The following is a 20,505-nucleotide window of genomic DNA, read 5'->3' on the forward strand; positions in this document are numbered from 1 at the left end:
CAAAATGAAAATAACAACAGATCTCAGGAAATATTCCGCACCAGCCCGTGGGTCTCTAGCATGGAAAAACATTTTCAAACGCCGTACTGCGGTAGAAAGAGTCAATGCATACCTTAAGGAATTCTTTCAACTGAACAATGTTCGATATCGTACCGGAAAACGCGCAAAAATTCATTTTGACATGGTGACACTTGTTTACAATGCATCCAAGTTGGCTGCAGACCGCATCGATGCTCAATTCATTCAGCAACAAGCTGCATGATTTCTGTTTTTTAAAATACATTTTAGGAATTCTGTAGGTCTTTGTATTTTTAAAAAGAGCAATTATGAAATTGATTCCAATACATATCTTTCACTTTTTTATGCCCCGATCAGGCACCTTCCGCCATATCACGTCTCTTATAACCGATATAACCAATGACCATTAAAACAATGCTGATTGCTGTAATAGTAATAAAGACCGGTAAATCGAAACTTTCCACCGGCATCTGCGGCAGCCAGTCCTGAATGGCCGTTTTTAAAAACCAATCCGGAAAGTCGACGATACCGCCAAAATAATTCAACATAAATGAATAAGCCAAATATACATATACCAGTTTTCCGGCACCCGGCACCCAGCCGATAACCAATGCGGACAAACCGGTAAAGAACAGCACTGACGGCCATAAGTTGAAGCCCGCTGCGAAAAAGTCCGCCATCCCCATCGATGAATCACTTTCCATAACTGAAAGTGCCGTACCTCCGAGACCGGCCACCGACAGTAAAGTTCCAAGTACACCTGCGAATATTGCGAGCCCCACCGACGCCCAAAACAATTCTGTCCGCGACACTTTTGTTGAGAATATCTGACTGAGTTGCGACCTGTTCTCCTCGGCAAAAAGTTTGTTTATGATGACAATCGGTAAAATTGAAACGAGTACGGCCATCACCATTATAATTGTAGATGTAAAGGACGCTTCCAACGATACATCCGCCTGAGTGAACATCTGCTGCATGACTTCATTACTTTGAAGGAAGGTCTGCATATCTCCGTAAATCGAGCCGTATGCCGCACCCATTACAAGGAAGCCGATAAACCAGCCGATGATTGCACCTCTGTTCAACCGTGCGAACAGCCCCTGAACAGATAGCAAAGAGCTTTTTGCATGGGCTCTGCCTTCCCTTTCCGGAAGATAGCCTGCGCCCATATCACGGCTGCCTTCAAGAACAAATGAAATAATGATGACAACCAAACTGAAAATGAGTACAAAAACGAGCGGCATCCAATTATTGTCCGTAAATGGGTAAGTCAGATAAGTCCATCCCATCGGATTGATCATCGACCAGTCAGGATTTGAAGCATCCGTTCCTGCACGCGTCATATATAACAGCCCGACAAGTCCGAGTCCAACCCCCGTCGCCCCAGAGGAATTCGGCATGATCTGCGCAAATAACAAGCCGAGCACTGCACCCAGTACACCTGCAGCACCAATTGATGCACCAAATAAAAATGACCCTTCCACCGTAATCGTGTCAGCATTGAAACTGATCATCACCACGCTGATGACCACAGCCAGCAGCACATTGATAAGCACCGTTTCTGCCATGGTGGCCAAAGAGTTTGCCTGGCGGCCGATCTGGAATGATCTGACCAGTTCTGTCAGGCCGAGATCTTCCTCTTTACGTGTATGGCCGACCACATGGAGAAGCGACACAATCATCGTGATCAAACCGCAGAATAATAACATTTCATGGACATACATCGCGCCCAGCGTATAATCTGCAGCAGAGTCGATCGGTGTCGGCCCAACCATGGAAATCATTGCAGGATTCTGCATCGTTTCATACATCCCGACCAGGCCCTGTCCTTTCGCAAGCTCTTTAAAAGCCGGTATGAAACCGGATGAGAATAAGCCGATACCCAAGACCCAGATGATGATTTTTTTCCAATCACGCTTTAAATACTGCAAGAAAAGTATATCCCAGCGTGCAAATTTTTCTTTCATTATCATTATCCCCTTTCACACTCAGCCTTCATAATGACGCATGAACAAGTCTTCGAGTGTCGGCGGTGATGAATCGAATTTTATGACATCCAATTTTCCTGCCGCCAATAATATTTCGTTTAAATGCTCCTGTTCGGCAGAGAATGTGGCCTTATTGCCGTCCTGCTCAAAATCAAACACGCCGGCAACCTCCGCCATCGCGGTGATGTCTCCATTTGTCTCCATCTTCACCGTTGAACGGGTCAGATAACGCAGTTCATCAAGCGTACCGGTTTCCACAATTTCTCCCTGCCGTATGATGACCACCTTATCTGCCAGCCGCTCCACTTCACTCAAAATATGAGAGGATAAGAGAATTGACTTCCCTGCATTTTTCAGCTTTTCGACCTCTTCCTGGAATATGGACTCCATCAGAGGATCAAGACCGGAAGTCGGTTCATCAAATATATATAAATCCGACTCAACGGATAGAGCAGCTATCAATCCGACTTTCTGACGGTTCCCCTTCGAATAGCTCTTCGCCTTTTTCTTCGGATCCAGTTCAAACCGTTCAATCAGATAGTCACGCCGCTCCTTATCGCCGCCGCCATGCAATTTAAGGAACAGATCGATGATTTCTCCGCCTGTCAGACCGCCCCATAAAGTCACATCGCCCGGAACATAGGAAATGCGTTTATGAATCTCAAGGCTGTTTTTCCATACATCCTTTCCGAAAATCTCAGCATTCCCGGCATTCCGTTTAATGATTCCGAGTAAAATACGAATCGTTGTCGATTTACCGGAACCGTTTGGGCCGATAAAGCCGACCACTTCCCCTGCTTTAACCGTGAAAGTGACATCACTCAGCGCCTTTGCCTTGCCAAACGTCTTTTGTACACCTTCCACTTTTACCACTTCTGTCATAACAATCCACCCCGCTTAACCTTTCAAATCATTTATAAAAACTGTATTTCAGTATTTCGCTGTAACGTTCCCACTCTTCCAAATATCTTTCGCCAAACTCACCGAGATCCTCAAAGCTGCGAAGCTGACTGACCGCTTTATCCCCGTAACCGGTCATCGTCCAGGTTAAAATCTCTATCGCCTTTTCAACGTCAACATCTTCACGGAACAATGAATAATCGATGTTTTCATATAGTTTGTTCTGACTTTCCCTGTAGACGGGAGACAGTCTCACTTTTATGATGTCCCTGACATCTTCCGACTCCTCTGCGACCGCTGCCGTCATTAAATCGAACAGATGCGGAAATTCCATCTGGACCTTTAACTTTCTGATGCCGACCTTATGGATCCTGTTGAATAAATCGCCATCCTCGAGGTCAATGTCATCAATGATTTTATCCACGATCTCCAGACTGTAATCCAATAAGAATAAATAAAGGTCTTTTTTGTTATTGAAATAATTGAACAGTGAACCTTTGGAAATCCCCGCTTCTTCAACGATTGCATTAGTCGAAGATTTATCAAATCCGTTTCTGACAAATTCTTTAATGCCTGCGTTAATGATACGCTCCTGTTTTTGCTGTTTTAAGTTATAAAATGAAGGGTTGATGAGTACATCCTCCTTTCGGCCATATTTCAAATGACCAATATGGTCAATTTAAATATAACACTATTGACCACTACGGTCAATTTAAAATTCACATCAAAAAATAAACACCTGCCGGAAGCGTGCGTCTGGCAGGTGTCTGCGGTCAATCATCATATTTTTTTAATAAATCCTTCGGTATATGGCAGTAATCATCCGGATATTTATCCAGTCTGTCCTGATGCTCTTCAGCACTTTTCACATAGTTTTCAAGCGGCAAGACTTCCACGCCGATCAGGTCGTAATCTTCCCTCTTTTGAATGAGTGCTTCAACCAGCTTTAAATGTTCCGGATTCTCACTGTATACACCCGTCCTGTACTTCTCGCCAATGTCGTCTCCCTGCTTATTAATACTGTATGGATCGATGACTTCAAATAAGTACGTCACCAGTTCTTCGATTGTCACCAACTCCGGGTCGAACGTTGTTTTTACACATTCTGCATAACCATCGTAGTCCTCTTCAAGAGTCTTTGATGCGCCATTTGCCCTGCCCGCTTCAGTCAACCGGACGCCAGGCAGTGTCTTTATAAATGCCTGAACGCCCCACAGGCACCCGCCGGCCATATATACTGTTTCCAAACCATCCACTCCCATCTTTTTCATACTGAATTGTACCATCGACGGGATTTTATTTCCCGGGAAAATAAAATGCTCTCCGCAGAATGCGGAGAACATGTCTTTCTATACGATATTTCCTGCCGAAACCTTCTCTATCTCCATCTGCTTCAATTCACGGCGCAGTATTTTACCGCTGATCGTCGTTTTCGGCAGTTCAGCCATTACTTCGATCTCTTTCGGTGCAAGGTGAGCTGCGAGATTGTTTCTGACGAATATACGGATTTCCTCAAGAAGTTCCGGTGTTTCTTTAAATCCTTTCCTCAAAACGATGAATCCTTTGACGATTTCGCCGCGAACTTTATCCGGCTTCCCGATGACGCCCGCTTCCTGTATCGCTTCATGTTCAATGAGTTTACTTTCCACTTCAAACGGTCCGATCCTCTCACCTGAAGAATTGATCATGTCATCATCCCTGCTCTGGAAGAACACATAATCATCTTCATCCTGATAAGCGAGGTCTCCCGATAAATACCAGCCATCATATTTGAAGTAGGAATCGAATTTATCTTTGTTTCCCCAAATTTCTTTCATCAGGCCCGGCCATGGTGTCTTTACCGCAAGCTGTCCAGGCGTCCCTCTCGGTACAACATTCCCTACTTCATCCAATATGCCGACTTCGACTCCCGGGAACGGTCTGCCCATCGAACCGGGTTTTATTTTCTCGCCCGGCAGATTGACGATAAGGTGCGCGCCCGTTTCGGTCATCCACCATGTATCATGAATTCTGACGCCGAGTGCTTTCCAGGCCCAGTAGATGACTTCAGGGTTCAGCGGTTCGCCGACACTGAGTATATGTCTGAGTGACGATAAATCATAGTCTTTCAGAACGTCGCCCTGAGACAGCAGCATCCTGAACGCCGTCGGTGCACTGTACCAGATGGTCACTTTAAGTTCTGCAATCAGCTTGTACCAGTCCTCTGCTTTGAAACGGCCGCCCTGGATGACGATTGTTGCACGGTTCAGCCACGGTGCAAACAGCCCATAGACGCTGCCGGTCACCCACCCCGGTGCGATGTGCACCAGTAGACATCATCATCCTTGATGTCCAGCACCCATTTGCCCGACTCATACTGATGGGTAAGAACGCGGTGCGCGTGCAGTACGCCTTTCGGTTTTCCGGTCGAACCGCTCGTATAATGGATCAGCATGCTGTCTTCGGCGTCCATCCATTCCACGTATTCCGCCCCGTTATCCTGAAAAGATGCCGCTTCTATGTCTTCAGCAAAAAGTATCGTTTCAAGTGTCGGGATATCGTCCCGTCATCCAAACGGCAAGTGACCTTCTAAAGATCCCTGGTCATTTTTTACCGCTTCGGTTATGTCTTCGAAAAAAGGGATTGCCTCCCGCTAAATATAGAAGTGTAACGTTATAGGCCCTCTCTTCGTATTATAATTTTTCATAATATCGATATCATTCAAAAAGTATTATTAAAATATGAACAAATGGGCGATTGTTATAAAGACTGCGGCAAGAGCGTATTGTATCAAAATCAGCGGCCACACCCAGCGTATCCATTTCACCCATGAAATACCTGCAGCTGCAAGACCTGCCATGAAGTAGCCTGATGTCGGCGTGACAATGTTGGATATGCCGTCACCGAACTGGAATGCAAGCACCGCCGTCTGTCTCGCCACTCCGACGAGGTCTGAGAGCGGCACCATGATCGGCATCGTCAGCGCTGCCTGCCCGCTTCCGGACGGAACGATGAAGTTGATCAGAGCCTGTACGATAAACATGCCGATTGCGGTCAGACTTGCCGGCAACACACTCACTGCATTAGACATCGAATACAAAATCGTATCAATGATGTTCCCCTCTGACATTACAGCCTGTATACCGTAGGCAAAACCAACAACGAGAGCGCCGAGCACAATCAGCTGACATCCTTTGATGAAGTTTTCAGCAATGTCGTTAATGCGCATGCCGGATATCAGACCCATGACGACACCCATGACAAGGAACAGCGCGGCAATTTCTGTAATATACCAGCCATGCTGGACGACGCCATAGCCCAGTGTAACGACCGTCACTAAAAGCACACCGATGATTACCATTTGTCTGCCTGTCAGATGCTCTCTTTCCTGATTTTCCAAAGTTTTTCTTTTTTCCTTATCCTCTTCATACATTATGCTCTTTGTTGGATCTTTCTTGATTTTTCTTGCATAAATCATTACATATGCAATCGCTACAGCGACAAATATCGCCCAGAAAATCAATCTTGTAAAGAATCCTGAGTAAATCGGAAGTTCTGCGATACCCTGTGCGACCCCGACGGTGAACGGGTTCATGAAAGCGGCCGAAAAACCGGCTGATGCACCGCAGAGTACGATAGCAGCACCCATCATAGAGTCATAGCCGATGAATACTACAAGCGGCACGATGATCATGATATAAGGGATCGTTTCCTCCGCCAGCCCGAAGATGGCGCCCCCTATCGCAAACAGTGTCATCAATACCGGAATCAGTAATATTTCGTTCCCCTGCATCTTATGCGCCACCGTGTTCATACCGCTTTCCAAAGCACCCGTTGCCCTGAAAATACCGAATGCGCCACCGATGATGAATATGAAGAATATGATCGGCGCTGCATCCACCATCCCAATGTGCACAGCCTGAAATATATCAAAGGCACCTGCCGGATTCGCCTCGACAGCACTGTACGATCCATCCACGACCACTTCCTGTCCGTCCACTTCCGTCCGTTCATATTCACCTGTCGGCACAAAATAAGTGGCTGCCGCAGCGACTATGATTAAAACAAACAGAATAACGTAGACGTGAGGTACTTCGAACCTTCCCCTTTTCTTCGGTTCAACTTCATTTTCACCTGACTCAGACATGATTATCTCCCCTTTTTATAAAATGACATGCATAATCTTTCTGTCTGTTGAATAAAAGATTATACTATTTTTTGTATTTTCACAAGTATGTTCACAGAATTTTCTGTTTTCGTGATGTGTTTACATGTCCCTCATCATTTTGAGCACTTGCAATCTGCATAATTGTTGTTTCGCATTATGGACGATTATATAATGGAACAGTATGTCATTATAATGTGGAAACCATCAATCAGAAAGGCCGGTCATATGGAATTCAGAAAAGCTGATGAAACAGAAATGCATGAAGTCTCCCAACTGCTGGCGGGTGCATTCAAAGATTACCCGCTCTTTGAAATCATAGAGAAAAACAATCATAAACGTTACCGTCTCATCAGAGCGCTTCAGCACTTGAATACAAAAGTGTTTTTAAAGAAGCACACTTGTCTGGTTGCTGTAGAAGATAATGAAATTCTGGCCGCTGCCCTCGTTAAAAACTTACAAAATAAAAATAACGATATGCCGGATTATATTAAAATCGGCGGACTGCCCCTGTTGTTCAAGGGCTTGCTGCCGAAGACACTTCAATTTTTAAAACTGGCAAACAGCTCGGAGGTCAACATTGAAGACAGCAAAAGATTCGACTGGTATGTCGATTCTTTTGCCGTTTCACATAAAACGCAGGGGAAAGGTGTCGGCAGCAGACTTCTGAAAGAATGTGTATTTCCATACATCGCCAAAAATGACGGCGGCATTGTTTCTCTTGTGACTAATACCGGCATCAACCGGAAATTTTATATGAAGAACGGCTTTGAAGAATTCAAAGAAGAAAATCTGAAGCTTAAAAATGAATCCGTTAAAAATTGGAGCTACCGTATGCATATCGAAAGCACGTTGAATTAACCACCATTATGATACAATAACAATGGATATTCAGTCGGTATGTATTAATGAGAATTGAAGGGATGAAAATGGTGAGAGTTGTAATAACAGGCATGGGGGCAGTGACCCCGATCGGTAACAATGTCGCGGAAATGTGGCAGAGCATCCGTCAGGAAAAACACGGCATCGCTACTGCAACCAGGGTGAATCCGGATGATTACAGAACCACACTGGCTGCTGAAGTAAAGGGCTTTGATCCGGGAATGACAATGGACCGCCGGGAAGCCAAAAGAATGGACCTGTTCGCGCAGTACGCGGTAGCAGCAGCAGACGAAGCGTTTAAGATGAGCGGCTTTGAAATAGATGAAGGAAACGCATTTGATGTCGGCGTGATTGTCGGCTCCGGTTCAGGCGGATATGTCTCCATGGAGGAAAACGTCATCAGATTGAATGAGAGGGGACCGAATAAGGTCGAGCCGCTCTTTCATATCAAAACGCCCGTCAATATGGCAGCGGCAGGCATTGCGATGCGTTTCGGCATGAAAGGCGACTCCATGTCCGTTTCTTCTGCATGTGCAAGCGGCAGCCACTCGATCGGCGAGGCATTCATGAAGATAAAGGCAGGGCAGCTGACAGCATGCCTCGCAGGCGGGTCTGAAGGGACTTTGAGCGATTCGACTTACAGCGGCTTTTCCGTGTTGAAAGCCATGTCGGCACAAACTGACCCGGACCTTGCATCCCGTCCGTTCGACAAAGAACGGGACGGCTTCATACCTGCTGAAGGCTCAGGCATCCTGATGCTTGAATCGCTCGAATCCGCTGAGTCACGCGGTGCGAAAATATATGCAGAAATCACCGGCTACGGTGCGACGACAGATGCCCACCACGTCACCGCCCCGCTTCCTGACGGCACTGCCGCAGGGATGGCAATGAAAAAAGCGATCAAAATGGGCGGCATCACAGCCGAGGATATATCATACATCAACGCACACGGCACGAGTACACCGGCCAACGATTCCAGCGAAACGAAGGCAATCAAATCGGCACTCGGAGAATCAGCGTACAAAATACCTGTCTCCAGTACAAAAAGCTATATCGGCCACATGTTCGGCGCAGCAGGCAGTACAGAGGCCATCGTATCTATAGAAGCGATGCGGCACAGTTTCATCCCGCCGACCTTGAATCTTAAGAATCCGGATCCCAAATGCGATCTGGATTGCGTACCGCTAAAGGGCAGAGAAGAACAATTGGAATACGTCCTTACCAATTCCATGGGATTCGGCGGACACAACAGTTCACTGCTCTTTAAGCGGTGGAGTGGCCAAATTCATCTGATACACCAGGAGGAATATTAATGAAAGCAGCAATACTATTTGACAGTTCGGCGTATTTGGAATCACCGCTAAAAGACAGGGACGACCTGTTCCAGGTCGACTTCACACTGGCACTCCCGAATGGCGACATCATCACAGAGTCGACAGATGAAGCACATCTTGAACATTTCTTTCAGGAATGGATGCAGGAAGGCACAGAGCAGCCAAAAACCGCCCAGCCCGGCATCCAGGATTATCATACAGCATTCCAGAAAATCATCGACGAAGGCTATGACACCGTCTTCGGCGTATATTTGAGTTCGGGTGTGAGCGGCACACTCCAGACCGCCCACTCCATCGGGCAGGAATATGAAGACAGGTTGAATATCGTCAATTTCGATGCCGTCGGCCTGTCCGTGAATATGGAACAGCTGATCGTACAGATGACACACATGATAGATGCCGGCAGTTCTTTTGAAGCAATAAAAGACGAGATGACCTGGCTGATCAATCAGAGCAGATTTTTCATCGCCATCGAGAAACACGACAACCTGATCAAAGGCGGCAGGGGCAAAGCACTGAATGAACTTGAAGACGAATCCTTCAAGACACTCCCCGTGCTCGAATACGTGCCGGAGGATACCCCTGTTCTGACAGAAACTTTCCGTACAAATAAAAACCGCAACAGACATCTCGCAGAACTCACTGCCGGCTTTCAGAAAAAGTATCCGGACCATAAAATCCAGGTCGGCATCGGGCACACACTGTCAGAAGACAGAGCAATGCGCTTAAAAACGGCTATTCAGAAACTGCTGCCCGAACAGCCGGTGGAAATCCGCATGATCGGCACGGCTTTCTGTTCACATCTCGGAAAAAATGCTTTATCACTCGGTCTGATGCCCGTGACCAATGAGGTGGACTAGATGATCAGACTCGCAGTCGATACAAAGGGCGGTGATTTCGGACCGGAGACGACCGTTTACGGCGCATGCCTCGCCATGCATGACAACCCGGAACTGAGCTTTTTATTGTTTGGATTACCTGATGAGATTGAACAGGCGATTCCCGACTTTGCCGACAGAGGCCGGCTTGAAATCATTTCTGCAGAGGAAGAGATTACAGATGACCACAACCCGCTAAAAGCCATCCGTAAAAAACAGGATTCATCAATCGTCAAAGGATTGACGGCAGTTGCAGAAGGCAGCGCGGACGCTTTCGTTTCCGCCGGCAGCAGCGGTGCAATTTATGCGGGCAGCCTGTTACACATCGGATTAATGCCGGACATCAAACGCCCGGCGGCCGTTTCCATTTTACCGACGGTATCAAAAACAGCACCCAATTATCTGCTGATCGATTCCGGGGCGAACACCGCCTCAAAACCGGAACATCTGGTGCAGTACGGGAAACTCGGCAGTGATATCGCCGGACAACTTCTTGGCGTCGAAAATCCAAGAGTCGGGCTGCTCAATATCGGCTCGGAAGCTTCCAAAGGCAATGACTTCACGAAGGCAGCCCATCAACTTCTTGAGACGTCTGAAGAATTAAACTTCACAGGCAATGTAGAACCCAACGTGCTGCTCAGCGGAACAAATGATGTTGTACTGTCAGACGGATTCACCGGAAACATCATGTTGAAATCGGTGGAAGGCACAGCAGAGATTTTGATGAATGATCTGCTCAATAACCTTAAAAATGATGAAAAACTGGATGAAAATGCTGTGAAGGCCGTCGAAGATACGGTCCGGAGCAGCATCAGCAGATATACGAACGAAGACATCGGGGGCGGATTCATACTCGGCATCAAAGCACCCGTCATCATCACCCACGGTGCAGCCGATAGAACGATGTTCAAGCACAGTGTTGAAATCGCGGCGAGGCTTGCTGACAGCAGCACTTTTTCAACTTAGGAATACACATGTTTATAATCGCGGTGATTGGTTAATACGACTGATAAGAATAATCACATGCTTTTGAATGACTTTGATTGCTTGATTATAGGAGAAATGAAAAATGATTTTAGCTTTAATACTTTTAATAATAGCGATCGGTTACGCCTATAAACGGAGAGAAGAACCGATGGCAATGGCCACTGCCGGCAGCAGCCTGCTTGCTGTCGGCATCATCGCCCTATTGATATTTGCGCTCGTCGCAGCGGACATACTGCACTTCGGCGAAAGCTCAGAAGATATCATCGTGCTGGTTGCCATGGGTGATGCGCTGATCCTGATTCCTGCCGGATTGATACTGATGATCACCGGACTTGTTTTAAACCGCAAAAAATCAAAATGACCGACCTGAAAAAATTCCCCTTTGGCATTTTACCGCCGAAGGGGATTTACTTTTAAATGGTTGCTTCAATTTTTCACTCTGATATCATGGCACCAAGGAAAATCAAGTCTAATATTACCGCTGATTATATTCATAATGCAGAAAGCCTGTATGTCAATAAGGAAGGTGACCCAATGGTTTTTGCTGTTGTCGTTCTGATATTCGCAATTTTTATCGCTTACAGTCAGAGGGAAGAGCCGATCAAAACCGCCTATACCGGCGGGGCGCTGCTCGCTGTCGGAGCAGTGTCATTCATCGTTTTTTCTGTGGTCATGTCCAACGTCGGGACAGTCGGGTACAGCTGGCAAAGTTCCGCCATCATGCAGTCCCTTGGAGCCCTACTTGTACTGACACCCGCCGGATTGATCATGACAATCATCGGTCTGGTCAAGCATAAGAAAAAATCTGATTCGAAAGAAGAGAGTGGTTGATATGTTTTTAGCTGTCATACTGACAATCATTGCACTCATTTATGCGATCAACCACAGACAAGAGCCCATAAAGACCGCCTATGCAGGCGTCAGTCTGCTTTCGGCCGCCATCGTATGCTTCATATTATTCTTCATCATAATGATGATTGGAATACGCACGCTAGAACCGGCGGGGCAGATATTTTTTGAAACGACGCTCTCACTCATTCCGGTCGGCAGCATCATCGCTGTCGCCGGTCTGATCATGCATTTTGCCAAGTCGAGATAAATGAACCCCCTCTAAAATTCAGGGGGTTCATTCATTTAACATTGACGACAATCTTGCCTCTCGCATGTCCTGATTCACTCAATTTATGCGCTTCCCGCACACCTTCGACAGTCAACGGGAATGTATTGCCGACAGCCGGCTTCACCTGTCCTTTTGATACCAGGTCCATTATCTTTTCCAGCTGCTCTACTTTTGTTTTGGTATTCTGATATTTCACTGTAATACCTTTATCTTCAGCGAGCGCCTCATCCGGCTTTCCGGCCACGGAAACCAGTCTGCCGCCCGGTTTCAGTACATCATAGCTTTTTTCCAGTATTTCACCGCCGAGTGTATCGAGTACAACATCAAATTCCGCTTTTCGCTCAGAAAAATCTTCTTCCTTATAATTGATGATAGTATCCGCACCGAGACCTTTTACAAGATCAACATTCCTGCCGCTGGTCGTTGTTGCGACTTCTGCACCGAAATGTTTGGCAATCTGGATCGCGAAACTGCCGACACCGCCTGAACCGGCATGGATGAGCACTTTCTCCCCATCTTTGACATCAGCGTTGTCCTTCAGCATCTGCCAGGCCGTCTGGCTCGCGAGCGGCACAGCCGCTGCATCTTTAAACGAAACATTGTCCGGTTTTCTGATCAGAAGTTTATCTTCTATCAGCGTGTACTCTGCAAAACCGCCGGGTGCTTTCAGTTTGCCTTTGGCGAAGATTTCATCTCCCTCTTTGAAATCTTCTACCAGATTACCGACTTCTTTGACAGTCCCTGAAATATCCGAACCGAAAATGATGGGAAATGTCATGGGAATCATATCTTCGAACTCACCGGCGCGCACTTTCACATCCATCGGATTTACAGCAACAGAATACACTTCGATGAGCACATCGTGCCCTTTTGCCTCTGGCTTTTCAAGCGCCGCCTCCTTGAACTCCTCTACACCGCCGTACGCTTCTGTAATAATCGCTTTCATATAGATCTCTCCTTCCATAAAGTGAATGACCGCTTACTTTACTCAACCAGGAATTATAAATTCCGACCTCACTTACAGTATACTTGTTCTGAAAAATAATTGTATTATAAGGATATACATGATATAAAACATTACCTTTTGAAAAGGGAGCTTAATCATTATGAAAGAAAATAAATACAATGACACAGATTTTTATTCAAAATATGCTGAAATACGCCGGTCAAAAGAAGGACTTAACGGTTCGGGAGAATGCTCGGCACTGATATCTCAGATAAGATGCTGAAAACTGCCAAATATAGAAATCCTCATCCGGTAATTGAATATCGATGTACTGCCATGGAAGACATGGAGATGCCGGACGAAACTTTTAATACCGTGATGAGTTCACTGGCTATGCATTACATCAGAGATTTCATCCTGATTGTAAAAAAGTATACCAGGCCCTGAAAGCCGGCGGTGAATTCATCTTCTCCGTTGAACACCCGATTTTCACGTCCGAAGGGAGTCAGGACTGGCATTACAATCAAAATAAATACCCCTCTAAAGTAAAATGCTTTAGAGGGATATTTTCAATATTTATTTTACATTGATGATAATGTCATCATTATCCACTTCACCTGTGTTTGCCGCTGCAATTTCTATATTAGCAGGGCCTGTGATTATAATCGGCGTAATGGCGCTTTTAGCATGCTCCCTGATATAATCCAGATCAAATTCCATCAGTACATCCCCTTTGTTAAACGTATCTCCCGTACTTACATGGAGCTTGAATCCTTCCCCTTTCAAGTTGACCGTATCCAGACCGATATGAACGAGCACCTCAAGACCGCCTGCGTTCGTCAGACCGAGTGCATGTTTCGTCGGGAAATCCGTCACGACCTCACCATCAAACGGTGCACGGACAATGCCTTCTGAAGGCTTGATTGCGAGTCCGTCGCCCATCATTTTCCCGCTGAAGACCTGATCCGGCACTTCTTCGAGTGACACCGCCTCCCCTTTGATCGGACTGAAGATGTCTTTTGTATCGGCGTTCAGCGGGCTGCCGCTCACCGCTTCTTCAGCATCCGCATCGTCCGACACTGTCGTTTCATCCGCAGAAGTAATTTCTCCATCGATAATTCTCTGCATATCATTTTTGATCAGATCCGATTTTGTGCCGAAGATCGCCTGCATATTATTGCCGACTTTCATCACTCCGGAAGCACCGAGGTTTTTAAGCGATGCCTCATCCACCTCAGTTGTATCCTTCACTTCCACACGAAGACGCGTAATACATGCGTCCAGATGTTTGATGTTCGACTCACCGCCCATTGCTGCTAAAACGTTGAACGGCAGATCTTTCACTTCACCGGATTCAGAACCCGCTGCCGCATCTTCACGGCCCGGTGTTTTTAAGTCCATCTTCTGGATCAAGAATCTGAAGATGACATAGTAGATTACCGCGTAAACTGCGCCGACGATGAACACCCACCACCACTCAGTGCGGTTCTGGAGCATGCCGAATAGGAAAAAGTCTATGAAACCACCGCTGAATGTATAACCGAGGTTCACATCAAGCAGATAAAGTATTAAGAAACTGAAGCCGTCGAGCACTGCGTGAATCACATAAAGCAGTGGCGCAACGAATAGGAATGAGAACTCCAACGGCTCTGTAATACCTGTCAGGAAGCTCGTCAGTGCACCGGACAGCATAATACCTGCAACATACTTCTTATGTTCAGGACGTGCAGCATGGTACATCGCAAGCGCTGCCGCCGGCAGACCGAACATCATTACAGGAAATTCACCCTGCATGAAGTTACCAGCCGTAAGTTCAGCCCCGTCACGCAGCTGTGCAAAGAAGATGTTCAAATCCCCTCTGACAATGTTTCCGGCCGCATTCGTATATGTACCAAACTCAAACCAGAATGGTGCATGGAAAATATGATGCAGCCCGAACGGAATGAGCAGACGTTTGACCATACCGAACATGAACACACCGAGTGCCGTCGCTTCTTCCATCAGGAAATATGAAACGGTGTTCAAACCTTCCTGAATCGGCGGCCAGATCAGAAACAATGCAAGACCGACCAGAAACGACAACGCAGCTGTCATAATCGGAACAAAACGCTTGCCTGCAAAGAATCCTAAAAACTGAGGCAGTTCGATATTGTAATATTTGTTGTATGCCCAGGCGGATAACACACCGATGATAATACCCCCGAACACCCCTGTCTGGATGGTATCCACACCGAGGATTGAGGCATACGCAGGATCGTCGGCAGCCATTTCAGGGGTGACTCCCGCCACCTGTCCTAAAGTTACATTCATAATCATATAGCCGACAAATGCAGCAATCGCAGCCACACCGTCACCTTTTGCAAGACCGACCGCAACACCGAGTGCGAATAAAAGAGCCAGGTTATCGAAAACGATGCCTCCCGCCGCCTGCAGCATGTTGGACAGGGCGACAATCCATCCAGCTTCTAAAAACGGCATGAAATCAACCATCGCCTCCGTCTGCATCGCGGCACCGATACCAAGCATCAGACCCGCAGCCGGCAATATTGCGACTGGCAGCATCAGTGCCTTACCGATACGCTGCAGCTGTCCAAAAATCTTTTTAAACATGGTAATTCCTCCTCTTTAATCGATTCAAAATCATACAAAACAAAAAAAGACATGAGTATACAGAAATAGTTAAATAAACTATTCCCTGTAAACTCATGCCCTCTGATGGTTACACATTTACTTAGAATAATGTTCGAATTGATTGATGTGCATCGTCAAGTACACAACTTCAGAGTCGTATACTTTCCTTTGCAGTTTGTTTTGCATCATCTTTACAATCTTTATGGCAACATTATAGCACAATGGATATTGCGCTTTCAACAGTTCGCCAAAGTCATCCTGATCCGGCACACTCTCGCCTTTAATCACCCTTTGGACACAGAAACTGATATGTCTGACGAAGCGGTCATACCATAATGAAGTCTGGTCGACGGAGATACCGAGCCCATTTTCAATCATCATGATCGCCTGGTGTACCACTTCAGAGAGAATGTTCATCTCCAGAACAGATTTATTATAAATTGAAGAATGGACGTGCAGGGCGATGAACCCAATTTCCGCTTCAGGAAGGTGAATATGATACTTCTGATTCACCATCTTCACCACTTCTTCAGCAATCTGGTATTCCTTCGGGTAAAGCGCACGGGTCTCATTGATGAAAGGATTCGTAATTTCAATTCGTTCCTCCTGGCGTTTGATGCTGAAGAGCAGATGGTCCGTCAAAGACAGCACAATACGGTCATTCACCTGATGCGCTGTCAGCTCATCAATCAGTTCAATCGCCTCGAATATCAGCTTGAACAGTTCTTCGTCTCCCATCGTAAGCAGCGTCTGATACCTGCTGCTGTCCTGTTTACCGGTCAGTTTATACACTTTATCCGCTTTCTCTGTATCCAATACGTCATTTTCTTTTGCACCAAAACCGATTCCCCTGCCGATCAATACGACTTCCTCCAGATCATCATGTGCAATCACTACGTTGTTGTTCAGTGCCTTTTCCACTTTATACATATTGCACCCCTTAAACGTTCAACTGTGTTATTTGATCAACTGTTTCAGCCAGCCAATAAAAGCCGGTATCTCATTATTATATATTACTGCCAAGACCGTCCTGCCATCTGTTATAAGCAGGGCATCAAGCGGTACATTATGATCTTTTATGACTTCCGATACGCCACTGTCCGGCCAGTCCGTACCGCATAAAAATGGCGGTCCATCGCCGACTAGAAAACGTGATGGATTATTTTCCAGGGTTGAAATCAATGCATTGTCGACATCATAGCCTGCAAATTCATACACCTGACCATCTGCTTCTGCAACAATCGTCAGTTCATACAACGGTTTTCTGAACAACCTTTTACGTTCATTAACCTCGGGTTTCACTTTGAAATAAACTTCCTTCAACTTCAACGGTTCTGTTTCTTTCGCCTGATAAGCTGCCTGCTCTGATTCCATATTCACTTTCATAAATGATTTACCTCGACATGTTTGATGATTTTATCCTTACCATTCAAACCACTATAACACAGCATGAAGAAAAGGGAGATTTATGAAATCGCTGAACTTCAGGATGTTTCATTATTTATGTCTGCGATGTCAGTTCATCGGCTTATATCCAATCCTGAGTACATCTCCCTGCATCCAGCATTCCACCTCATAAGGAAAACTTTCATCCGCTGTCAACGTTCTAACCGCTGCTTTATATTTTGCCCTTAATTCCTTACTCACATCGTGCTTATCCGCAAGAGGCATCTGATCTGCGGACTTAAATCGATTATTTGACTGATCATCCAGTATTTCCTGTTTTAATTCCTCAATCATTACCCTCACCTCTTTTCTTGTTAAAACCTATATTTTGTATAATCAGTTGGACCAAGTATTTTATACATTTTATTTTCTCTATTTCTAAAACTATCATCTATATTTGAATAGTATCATCAAACAAAAACATTTGAACATTATCTGACCTAAATAATCATAATATTTTCACGGAACATCTTGAGTATTCCATTCGGTTTCTGTTTTATCATTCACGTGGCATAAGACAGGTGATATTGGCCTATATATTATAGATATTTTTAGGGTGGCCAACATTCACAATCAGAATTCTCACTTCAACCTGGTCGATGTCCGCGAGTATACGGTAATTGCCGACGCGATAGCGTCAGTAGTCCTTCAAAGCACCTTTTAAAGGGATACCATGCCGCTTTGGATCTGATGTACGAATCAGATTCTTTTCAATCCAGGAGACAATCATGTGTTGTTGTCATTTGTCGATTTCCAACAGACTTTTAATCGTGCGTTTTTCATATACGATCCTGTACACCAATTTACAGTCGCAACTGCTTCTTCATATCTTCATGACTGTGGACATCAACTTCATCATCCTGAATATCAGCTTCGTATGCTCTGATACTTTCCTTGTCCAGTTCATCCTCTATTCTTTTATAAAGGGCTTCCTTCATAATCGTAGACAGGGGCTTATCATGCATTTTCGCATATTCTTCGAATATTTTTTGCTCATGCTTGTTCATCCTCACAATGATAGTATTCATTGGCATTCATCCTTCCTGTTTCTTGTAATTCAATCCGACTGTTCTAGCATATTCTTTCATGATGAATCCATTAGAAAGGAATAAGGACCACAAATTCATTGTCGATAATATCCACAGTCAAACGAAAACTACCTACCCGGCAACACCAAAGTGTTTTCACGTCAAGTTCAAGAGCCTTGCCCCATTGCCATGGATTTTCCGTATCCTCAATATATTTAACGAACCATGCGACCAATAGCTGTTGAATCGTTTTTTTCTAATTTCTTGAATGTTTTATATGCTTTTTACAAAGCTCCAAGTATACATCAATCAGAAAATACCTCACTGAAAACATCCTCCCTGGAAACACGTTCATTATTCTCATTCAAAACATCAATACCTGCTGCATAGTCCAGCTTATTCTCGACTTGTTTCAAAATTGCCTGACTCATAAATTTCGAAACACTCATGCCTTCAAAAGCAGCAATAGCTTTAACCTTCTTGTAATCTTCTTCAGAGATATTTACTGTGGTAGTGATCATGAAAACGGCCTCCTCTGATTTCTATGTATTCATTATAGCGCGAACGAATACAATTGTATTCTCATATTGACTCCGAGTTTATATAGTCGAACTGTCCCATATCAGGTGTTTCCATATTTAGTCTGAACAGACTCTGCCAATGCTTGATGGACTTCGTCGGTTTTGGATAGACACCCGTACTTCTTGCGTGGGTGGGCAATGCTAAGTTGACTCTCCCCAGAGTATAGCGATTCGATTTGAATGATCGTTTTGACTGCGTTAAATCGAAATTGAATGCCAAAATCGATCTGAGAGGCATATATTGAAGGATGTAATCGAATTTCGATGCTCGAATCGATTTGAAGGTCATATTTTAAAGACTGTGATCGAATTCGGATGCTGATTTCGATTTGAGACAAGATAAAAGACATTTATAATCGATTTCATACCTCTCACTCGTTGAAACGTAAGCCAACATATTACTGTTAATTATGTTTATAATAAGGATTTAGATGGATATAGTGATAAAATAACGTCTGAATATCAAATGAAACTTATCTCAATGGTATACATCTTACTTCAGGAGGAAAATGATATGACAAAAAATGAAGTAGAACTTTTTTTAGAGGAGAAGAACATACCCTATCAGACGTATGAAATCTCCAAAGAAAATATTGATACAATTGAATTTCCAATTTTTAAAACGCTTGTTCTTAAAGGAAATAAAACCGGCCCGACCATTGCACTGGTTCCTTTGGATTCCAGGCTGGATTATAAGAAAACAGCAGCTGTTTCAAAGAACAGGAAGATCGGGCTGCCCCCGATTGAATATGTACTGGAAAAGACCGGTTATCCGCATGGTGCGAATACACCCATTGGAATCTTTATGCACCATCCCGAGTACCCGATATTATTTGATGAGATGATCAAAGACTATCAGAATATCATAGTTTCATCAGGTGAACTGGGTAAAAGCGTGCTGATTTCTGTTGATGACCTGATTGATTTGATTCAGCCTGCCATCGCTGATTTGACGATCAATAAAAATGATAGTCACAGCTAGTTTCGGATCAATTACATCGTGGATATTTAAAAATGAAGACCCTTGCACTCAGAAATCTACAAGGGTCCTAAAATTATATCGTTATTCCCACTCAATGAAAAGCTTCAATTACCCCTCTACAAAGGTTAATAAAAATCCTTTTAGATCAACGTTTTTCAACTATTTTCTTAAAAAGAATCCCAATACTATTTGCCCTTTCTCAGATTATTTGCCCTTTTATTGCCCTGAAAATCATTTATTTTAAACTGTCATAGTCTGGATTTAATGTAAATGCTTTAATTAAATTACTACGAAAAAAAGTAGTATCCACACATATAAACTGGTTCTGTTGCAAAGTAAAAAAATATAGCTAACCACTAATTTATCATGTCAGTGTTCGCTTAACTTGCTAGCATGATGCTAATTTCGTAGCATGGCGAAAATCCGTAGATCTGAAGAGACCTGCGGTTCTTTTTATATAGAGCGTAAATACATTCAATACCTTTTAAAGTATTCTTTGCTGTATTGATACTTTGATACCTTGTCTTTCTTACTTTAATATGACGGTGATCTTGCTCAATGAGGTTATTCAGATATTTCGATGTACAATGACAGTCAGGTTTAAGTTTAAAAGCTTTAATGACTTTAGCCATTGCGACCT

General features: G+C 44.6%; 24 protein-coding genes and 1 pseudogene. 10 read left to right on the forward strand and 15 right to left on the reverse strand.

Features of this window, described 5'->3' with window-relative positions; genetic code table 11:
- Positions 1-262 (forward strand): transposase (locus BLR15_RS12440; protein ID WP_143003990.1); only part of this gene is annotated, 262 nt, incomplete at its 5' end.
- A 109-nt stretch (positions 263-371) separates the two neighbouring features.
- On the opposite strand, the gene BLR15_RS12445 is transcribed toward BLR15_RS12440, so the two are convergent.
- The 6 genes and pseudogenes from BLR15_RS12445 to BLR15_RS12470 all read right to left on the reverse strand — a co-directional run bounded on the left by BLR15_RS12445 (position 372) and on the right by BLR15_RS12470 (position 7,032).
- Positions 372-1,985: an ABC transporter permease gene (locus BLR15_RS12445; RefSeq protein ID WP_092988003.1), complete on the reverse strand. Its 1,614-nt coding sequence runs from the start codon at positions 1,983-1,985 to the stop codon at positions 372-374.
- 21 nt (positions 1,986-2,006) lie between these two features.
- Positions 2,007-2,888, reverse strand: coding sequence for an ABC transporter ATP-binding protein (locus BLR15_RS12450; protein WP_092988005.1), 882 nt, complete (start codon positions 2,886-2,888; stop codon positions 2,007-2,009).
- Between the two features lie 28 nt (positions 2,889-2,916).
- Complete coding sequence (locus tag BLR15_RS12455; RefSeq protein ID WP_092988007.1) at positions 2,917-3,567, reverse strand: TetR/AcrR family transcriptional regulator; 651 nt, start codon at positions 3,565-3,567, stop codon at positions 2,917-2,919.
- Between the two features lie 112 nt (positions 3,568-3,679).
- Positions 3,680-4,153: a peptide-methionine (S)-S-oxide reductase gene (locus BLR15_RS12460; protein WP_092988039.1), complete on the reverse strand. Its 474-nt coding sequence runs from the start codon at positions 4,151-4,153 to the stop codon at positions 3,680-3,682.
- A gap of 102 nt (positions 4,154-4,255) precedes the next feature.
- Positions 4,256-5,451: pseudogene (locus BLR15_RS12465) on the reverse strand (AMP-binding protein); the annotation flags it as partial.
- A gap of 168 nt (positions 5,452-5,619) precedes the next feature.
- Positions 5,620-7,032, reverse strand: a complete 1,413-nt coding sequence (locus BLR15_RS12470; RefSeq protein ID WP_092988009.1) for a YfcC family protein — start codon at positions 7,030-7,032, stop codon at positions 5,620-5,622.
- Between the two features lie 177 nt (positions 7,033-7,209).
- Here BLR15_RS12470 and BLR15_RS12475 point away from each other — a divergent pair, with 177 nt between their 5' ends.
- The 7 genes from BLR15_RS12475 to BLR15_RS12505 all read left to right on the forward strand — a co-directional run bounded on the left by BLR15_RS12475 (position 7,210) and on the right by BLR15_RS12505 (position 12,230).
- The gene (locus BLR15_RS12475) at positions 7,210-7,911 is read left to right on the forward strand and encodes a GNAT family N-acetyltransferase (protein WP_092988011.1); all 702 of its coding nucleotides are present in this window, start codon (positions 7,210-7,212) and stop codon (positions 7,909-7,911) included.
- A 68-nt stretch (positions 7,912-7,979) separates the two neighbouring features.
- The gene (fabF, locus tag BLR15_RS12480; RefSeq protein WP_092988041.1) at positions 7,980-9,245 is read left to right on the forward strand and encodes a beta-ketoacyl-ACP synthase II; all 1,266 of its coding nucleotides are present in this window, start codon (positions 7,980-7,982) and stop codon (positions 9,243-9,245) included.
- A complete protein-coding gene (locus BLR15_RS12485; protein WP_092988013.1) occupies positions 9,245-10,126 on the forward strand; it encodes a DegV family protein in 882 nt (293 codons plus the stop codon). The genes fabF and BLR15_RS12485 overlap by 1 nt, the downstream gene beginning before the upstream one ends.
- Positions 10,127-11,110, forward strand: coding sequence for a phosphate acyltransferase PlsX (plsX, locus tag BLR15_RS12490; protein WP_092988015.1), 984 nt, complete (start codon positions 10,127-10,129; stop codon positions 11,108-11,110). It begins immediately after the preceding gene.
- A 103-nt stretch (positions 11,111-11,213) separates the two neighbouring features.
- Complete coding sequence (locus BLR15_RS12495; RefSeq protein ID WP_092988017.1) at positions 11,214-11,492, forward strand: hypothetical protein; 279 nt, start codon at positions 11,214-11,216, stop codon at positions 11,490-11,492.
- A gap of 56 nt (positions 11,493-11,548) precedes the next feature.
- Positions 11,549-11,962 (forward strand): hypothetical protein, encoded by a 414-nt coding sequence (locus BLR15_RS12500; protein ID WP_092988019.1) that lies wholly within the window; start codon positions 11,549-11,551, stop codon positions 11,960-11,962.
- A gap of 1 nt (position 11,963) precedes the next feature.
- Complete coding sequence (locus BLR15_RS12505) at positions 11,964-12,230, forward strand: hypothetical protein (RefSeq protein WP_092988021.1); 267 nt, start codon at positions 11,964-11,966, stop codon at positions 12,228-12,230.
- Between the two features lie 31 nt (positions 12,231-12,261).
- On the opposite strand, the gene BLR15_RS12510 is transcribed toward BLR15_RS12505, so the two are convergent.
- Positions 12,262-13,197 carry an NADP-dependent oxidoreductase gene (locus BLR15_RS12510; protein WP_092988023.1) on the reverse strand — a complete coding sequence of 312 codons (936 nt, stop codon included), beginning with the start codon at positions 13,195-13,197 and terminating at the stop codon, positions 12,262-12,264.
- A gap of 249 nt (positions 13,198-13,446) precedes the next feature.
- On the opposite strand from BLR15_RS12510, the gene BLR15_RS14170 reads away from it, so the two are divergent.
- Positions 13,447-13,644: a methyltransferase domain-containing protein gene (locus tag BLR15_RS14170; protein ID WP_218118671.1), complete on the forward strand. Its 198-nt coding sequence runs from the start codon at positions 13,447-13,449 to the stop codon at positions 13,642-13,644.
- Positions 13,645-13,773: 129 nt separating this feature from the next.
- On the opposite strand, the gene ptsG is transcribed toward BLR15_RS14170, so the two are convergent.
- From ptsG to BLR15_RS13885, 7 genes are all read right to left on the reverse strand, one after another.
- Positions 13,774-15,807, reverse strand: a complete 2,034-nt coding sequence (ptsG, locus tag BLR15_RS12520) for a glucose-specific PTS transporter subunit IIBC (protein WP_092988025.1) — start codon at positions 15,805-15,807, stop codon at positions 13,774-13,776.
- Positions 15,808-15,924: 117 nt separating this feature from the next.
- The gene (gene glcT, locus BLR15_RS12525) at positions 15,925-16,758 is read right to left on the reverse strand and encodes a glucose PTS transporter transcription antiterminator GlcT (RefSeq protein ID WP_092988027.1); all 834 of its coding nucleotides are present in this window, start codon (positions 16,756-16,758) and stop codon (positions 15,925-15,927) included.
- Positions 16,759-16,785: 27 nt separating this feature from the next.
- Positions 16,786-17,214, reverse strand: coding sequence for a hypothetical protein (locus BLR15_RS12530; protein WP_092988029.1), 429 nt, complete (start codon positions 17,212-17,214; stop codon positions 16,786-16,788).
- Positions 17,215-17,343: 129 nt separating this feature from the next.
- The gene (locus BLR15_RS12535; RefSeq protein WP_092988031.1) at positions 17,344-17,568 is read right to left on the reverse strand and encodes a hypothetical protein; all 225 of its coding nucleotides are present in this window, start codon (positions 17,566-17,568) and stop codon (positions 17,344-17,346) included.
- A gap of 509 nt (positions 17,569-18,077) precedes the next feature.
- Positions 18,078-18,302, reverse strand: coding sequence for a type II toxin-antitoxin system RelB family antitoxin (relB, locus tag BLR15_RS12545; protein WP_092988033.1), 225 nt, complete (start codon positions 18,300-18,302; stop codon positions 18,078-18,080).
- Positions 18,303-18,607: 305 nt separating this feature from the next.
- Entirely contained in the window at positions 18,608-18,823 is a 216-nt protein-coding gene (gene relB, locus BLR15_RS12550) for a type II toxin-antitoxin system RelB family antitoxin (RefSeq protein ID WP_092988035.1), read from the reverse strand.
- Positions 18,824-18,884: 61 nt separating this feature from the next.
- The gene (locus BLR15_RS13885; protein WP_176754160.1) at positions 18,885-19,121 is read right to left on the reverse strand and encodes a hypothetical protein; all 237 of its coding nucleotides are present in this window, start codon (positions 19,119-19,121) and stop codon (positions 18,885-18,887) included.
- Positions 19,122-19,397: 276 nt separating this feature from the next.
- Here BLR15_RS13885 and BLR15_RS12555 point away from each other — a divergent pair, with 276 nt between their 5' ends.
- Positions 19,398-19,865 (forward strand): YbaK/EbsC family protein, encoded by a 468-nt coding sequence (locus BLR15_RS12555; protein ID WP_092988037.1) that lies wholly within the window; start codon positions 19,398-19,400, stop codon positions 19,863-19,865.
- Positions 19,866-20,245: 380 nt separating this feature from the next.
- Here BLR15_RS12555 and BLR15_RS12560 read toward each other — a convergent pair.
- Positions 20,246-20,505 (reverse strand): DDE-type integrase/transposase/recombinase (locus tag BLR15_RS12560; protein WP_143003992.1); only part of this gene is annotated, 260 nt, incomplete at its 5' end.

Origin of the sequence: Lacicoccus qingdaonensis (genome assembly GCF_900101075.1) — a bacterium.
Lineage (GTDB): Bacteria > Bacillota > Bacilli > Staphylococcales > Salinicoccaceae > Lacicoccus > Lacicoccus qingdaonensis.

Coding starts and splice junctions, on each gene's coding strand:
- BLR15_RS12495 (WP_092988017.1), top strand. CDS start 11,214: ATGATTTTAGCTTTAATACTTTTAATAATAGCGATCGGTTACGCCTAT.
- fabF (WP_092988041.1), top strand. CDS start 7,980: ATGGTGAGAGTTGTAATAACAGGCATGGGGGCAGTGACCCCGATCGGT.
- BLR15_RS12530 (WP_092988029.1), bottom strand. CDS start 17,214: ATGAAAGTGAATATGGAATCAGAGCAGGCAGCTTATCAGGCGAAAGAA.
- BLR15_RS12535 (WP_092988031.1), bottom strand. CDS start 17,568: ATGATTGAGGAATTAAAACAGGAAATACTGGATGATCAGTCAAATAAT.
- BLR15_RS12470 (WP_092988009.1), bottom strand. CDS start 7,032: ATGTCTGAGTCAGGTGAAAATGAAGTTGAACCGAAGAAAAGGGGAAGG.
- ptsG (WP_092988025.1), bottom strand. CDS start 15,807: ATGTTTAAAAAGATTTTTGGACAGCTGCAGCGTATCGGTAAGGCACTG.
- relB (WP_092988033.1), bottom strand. CDS start 18,302: ATGAATACTATCATTGTGAGGATGAACAAGCATGAGCAAAAAATATTC.
- glcT (WP_092988027.1), bottom strand. CDS start 16,758: ATGTATAAAGTGGAAAAGGCACTGAACAACAACGTAGTGATTGCACAT.
- plsX (WP_092988015.1), top strand. CDS start 10,127: ATGATCAGACTCGCAGTCGATACAAAGGGCGGTGATTTCGGACCGGAG.
- BLR15_RS14170 (WP_218118671.1), top strand. CDS start 13,447: ATGCTCGGCACTGATATCTCAGATAAGATGCTGAAAACTGCCAAATAT.
- BLR15_RS12445 (WP_092988003.1), bottom strand. CDS start 1,985: ATGAAAGAAAAATTTGCACGCTGGGATATACTTTTCTTGCAGTATTTA.
- BLR15_RS12555 (WP_092988037.1), top strand. CDS start 19,398: ATGACAAAAAATGAAGTAGAACTTTTTTTAGAGGAGAAGAACATACCC.
- BLR15_RS12485 (WP_092988013.1), top strand. CDS start 9,245: ATGAAAGCAGCAATACTATTTGACAGTTCGGCGTATTTGGAATCACCG.
- BLR15_RS12450 (WP_092988005.1), bottom strand. CDS start 2,888: ATGACAGAAGTGGTAAAAGTGGAAGGTGTACAAAAGACGTTTGGCAAG.
- BLR15_RS12475 (WP_092988011.1), top strand. CDS start 7,210: ATGGACGATTATATAATGGAACAGTATGTCATTATAATGTGGAAACCA.
- BLR15_RS12505 (WP_092988021.1), top strand. CDS start 11,964: ATGTTTTTAGCTGTCATACTGACAATCATTGCACTCATTTATGCGATC.
- BLR15_RS13885 (WP_176754160.1), bottom strand. CDS start 19,121: ATGCCTCTCAGATCGATTTTGGCATTCAATTTCGATTTAACGCAGTCA.
- relB (WP_092988035.1), bottom strand. CDS start 18,823: ATGATCACTACCACAGTAAATATCTCTGAAGAAGATTACAAGAAGGTT.
- BLR15_RS12500 (WP_092988019.1), top strand. CDS start 11,549: ATGGTTGCTTCAATTTTTCACTCTGATATCATGGCACCAAGGAAAATC.
- BLR15_RS12510 (WP_092988023.1), bottom strand. CDS start 13,197: ATGAAAGCGATTATTACAGAAGCGTACGGCGGTGTAGAGGAGTTCAAG.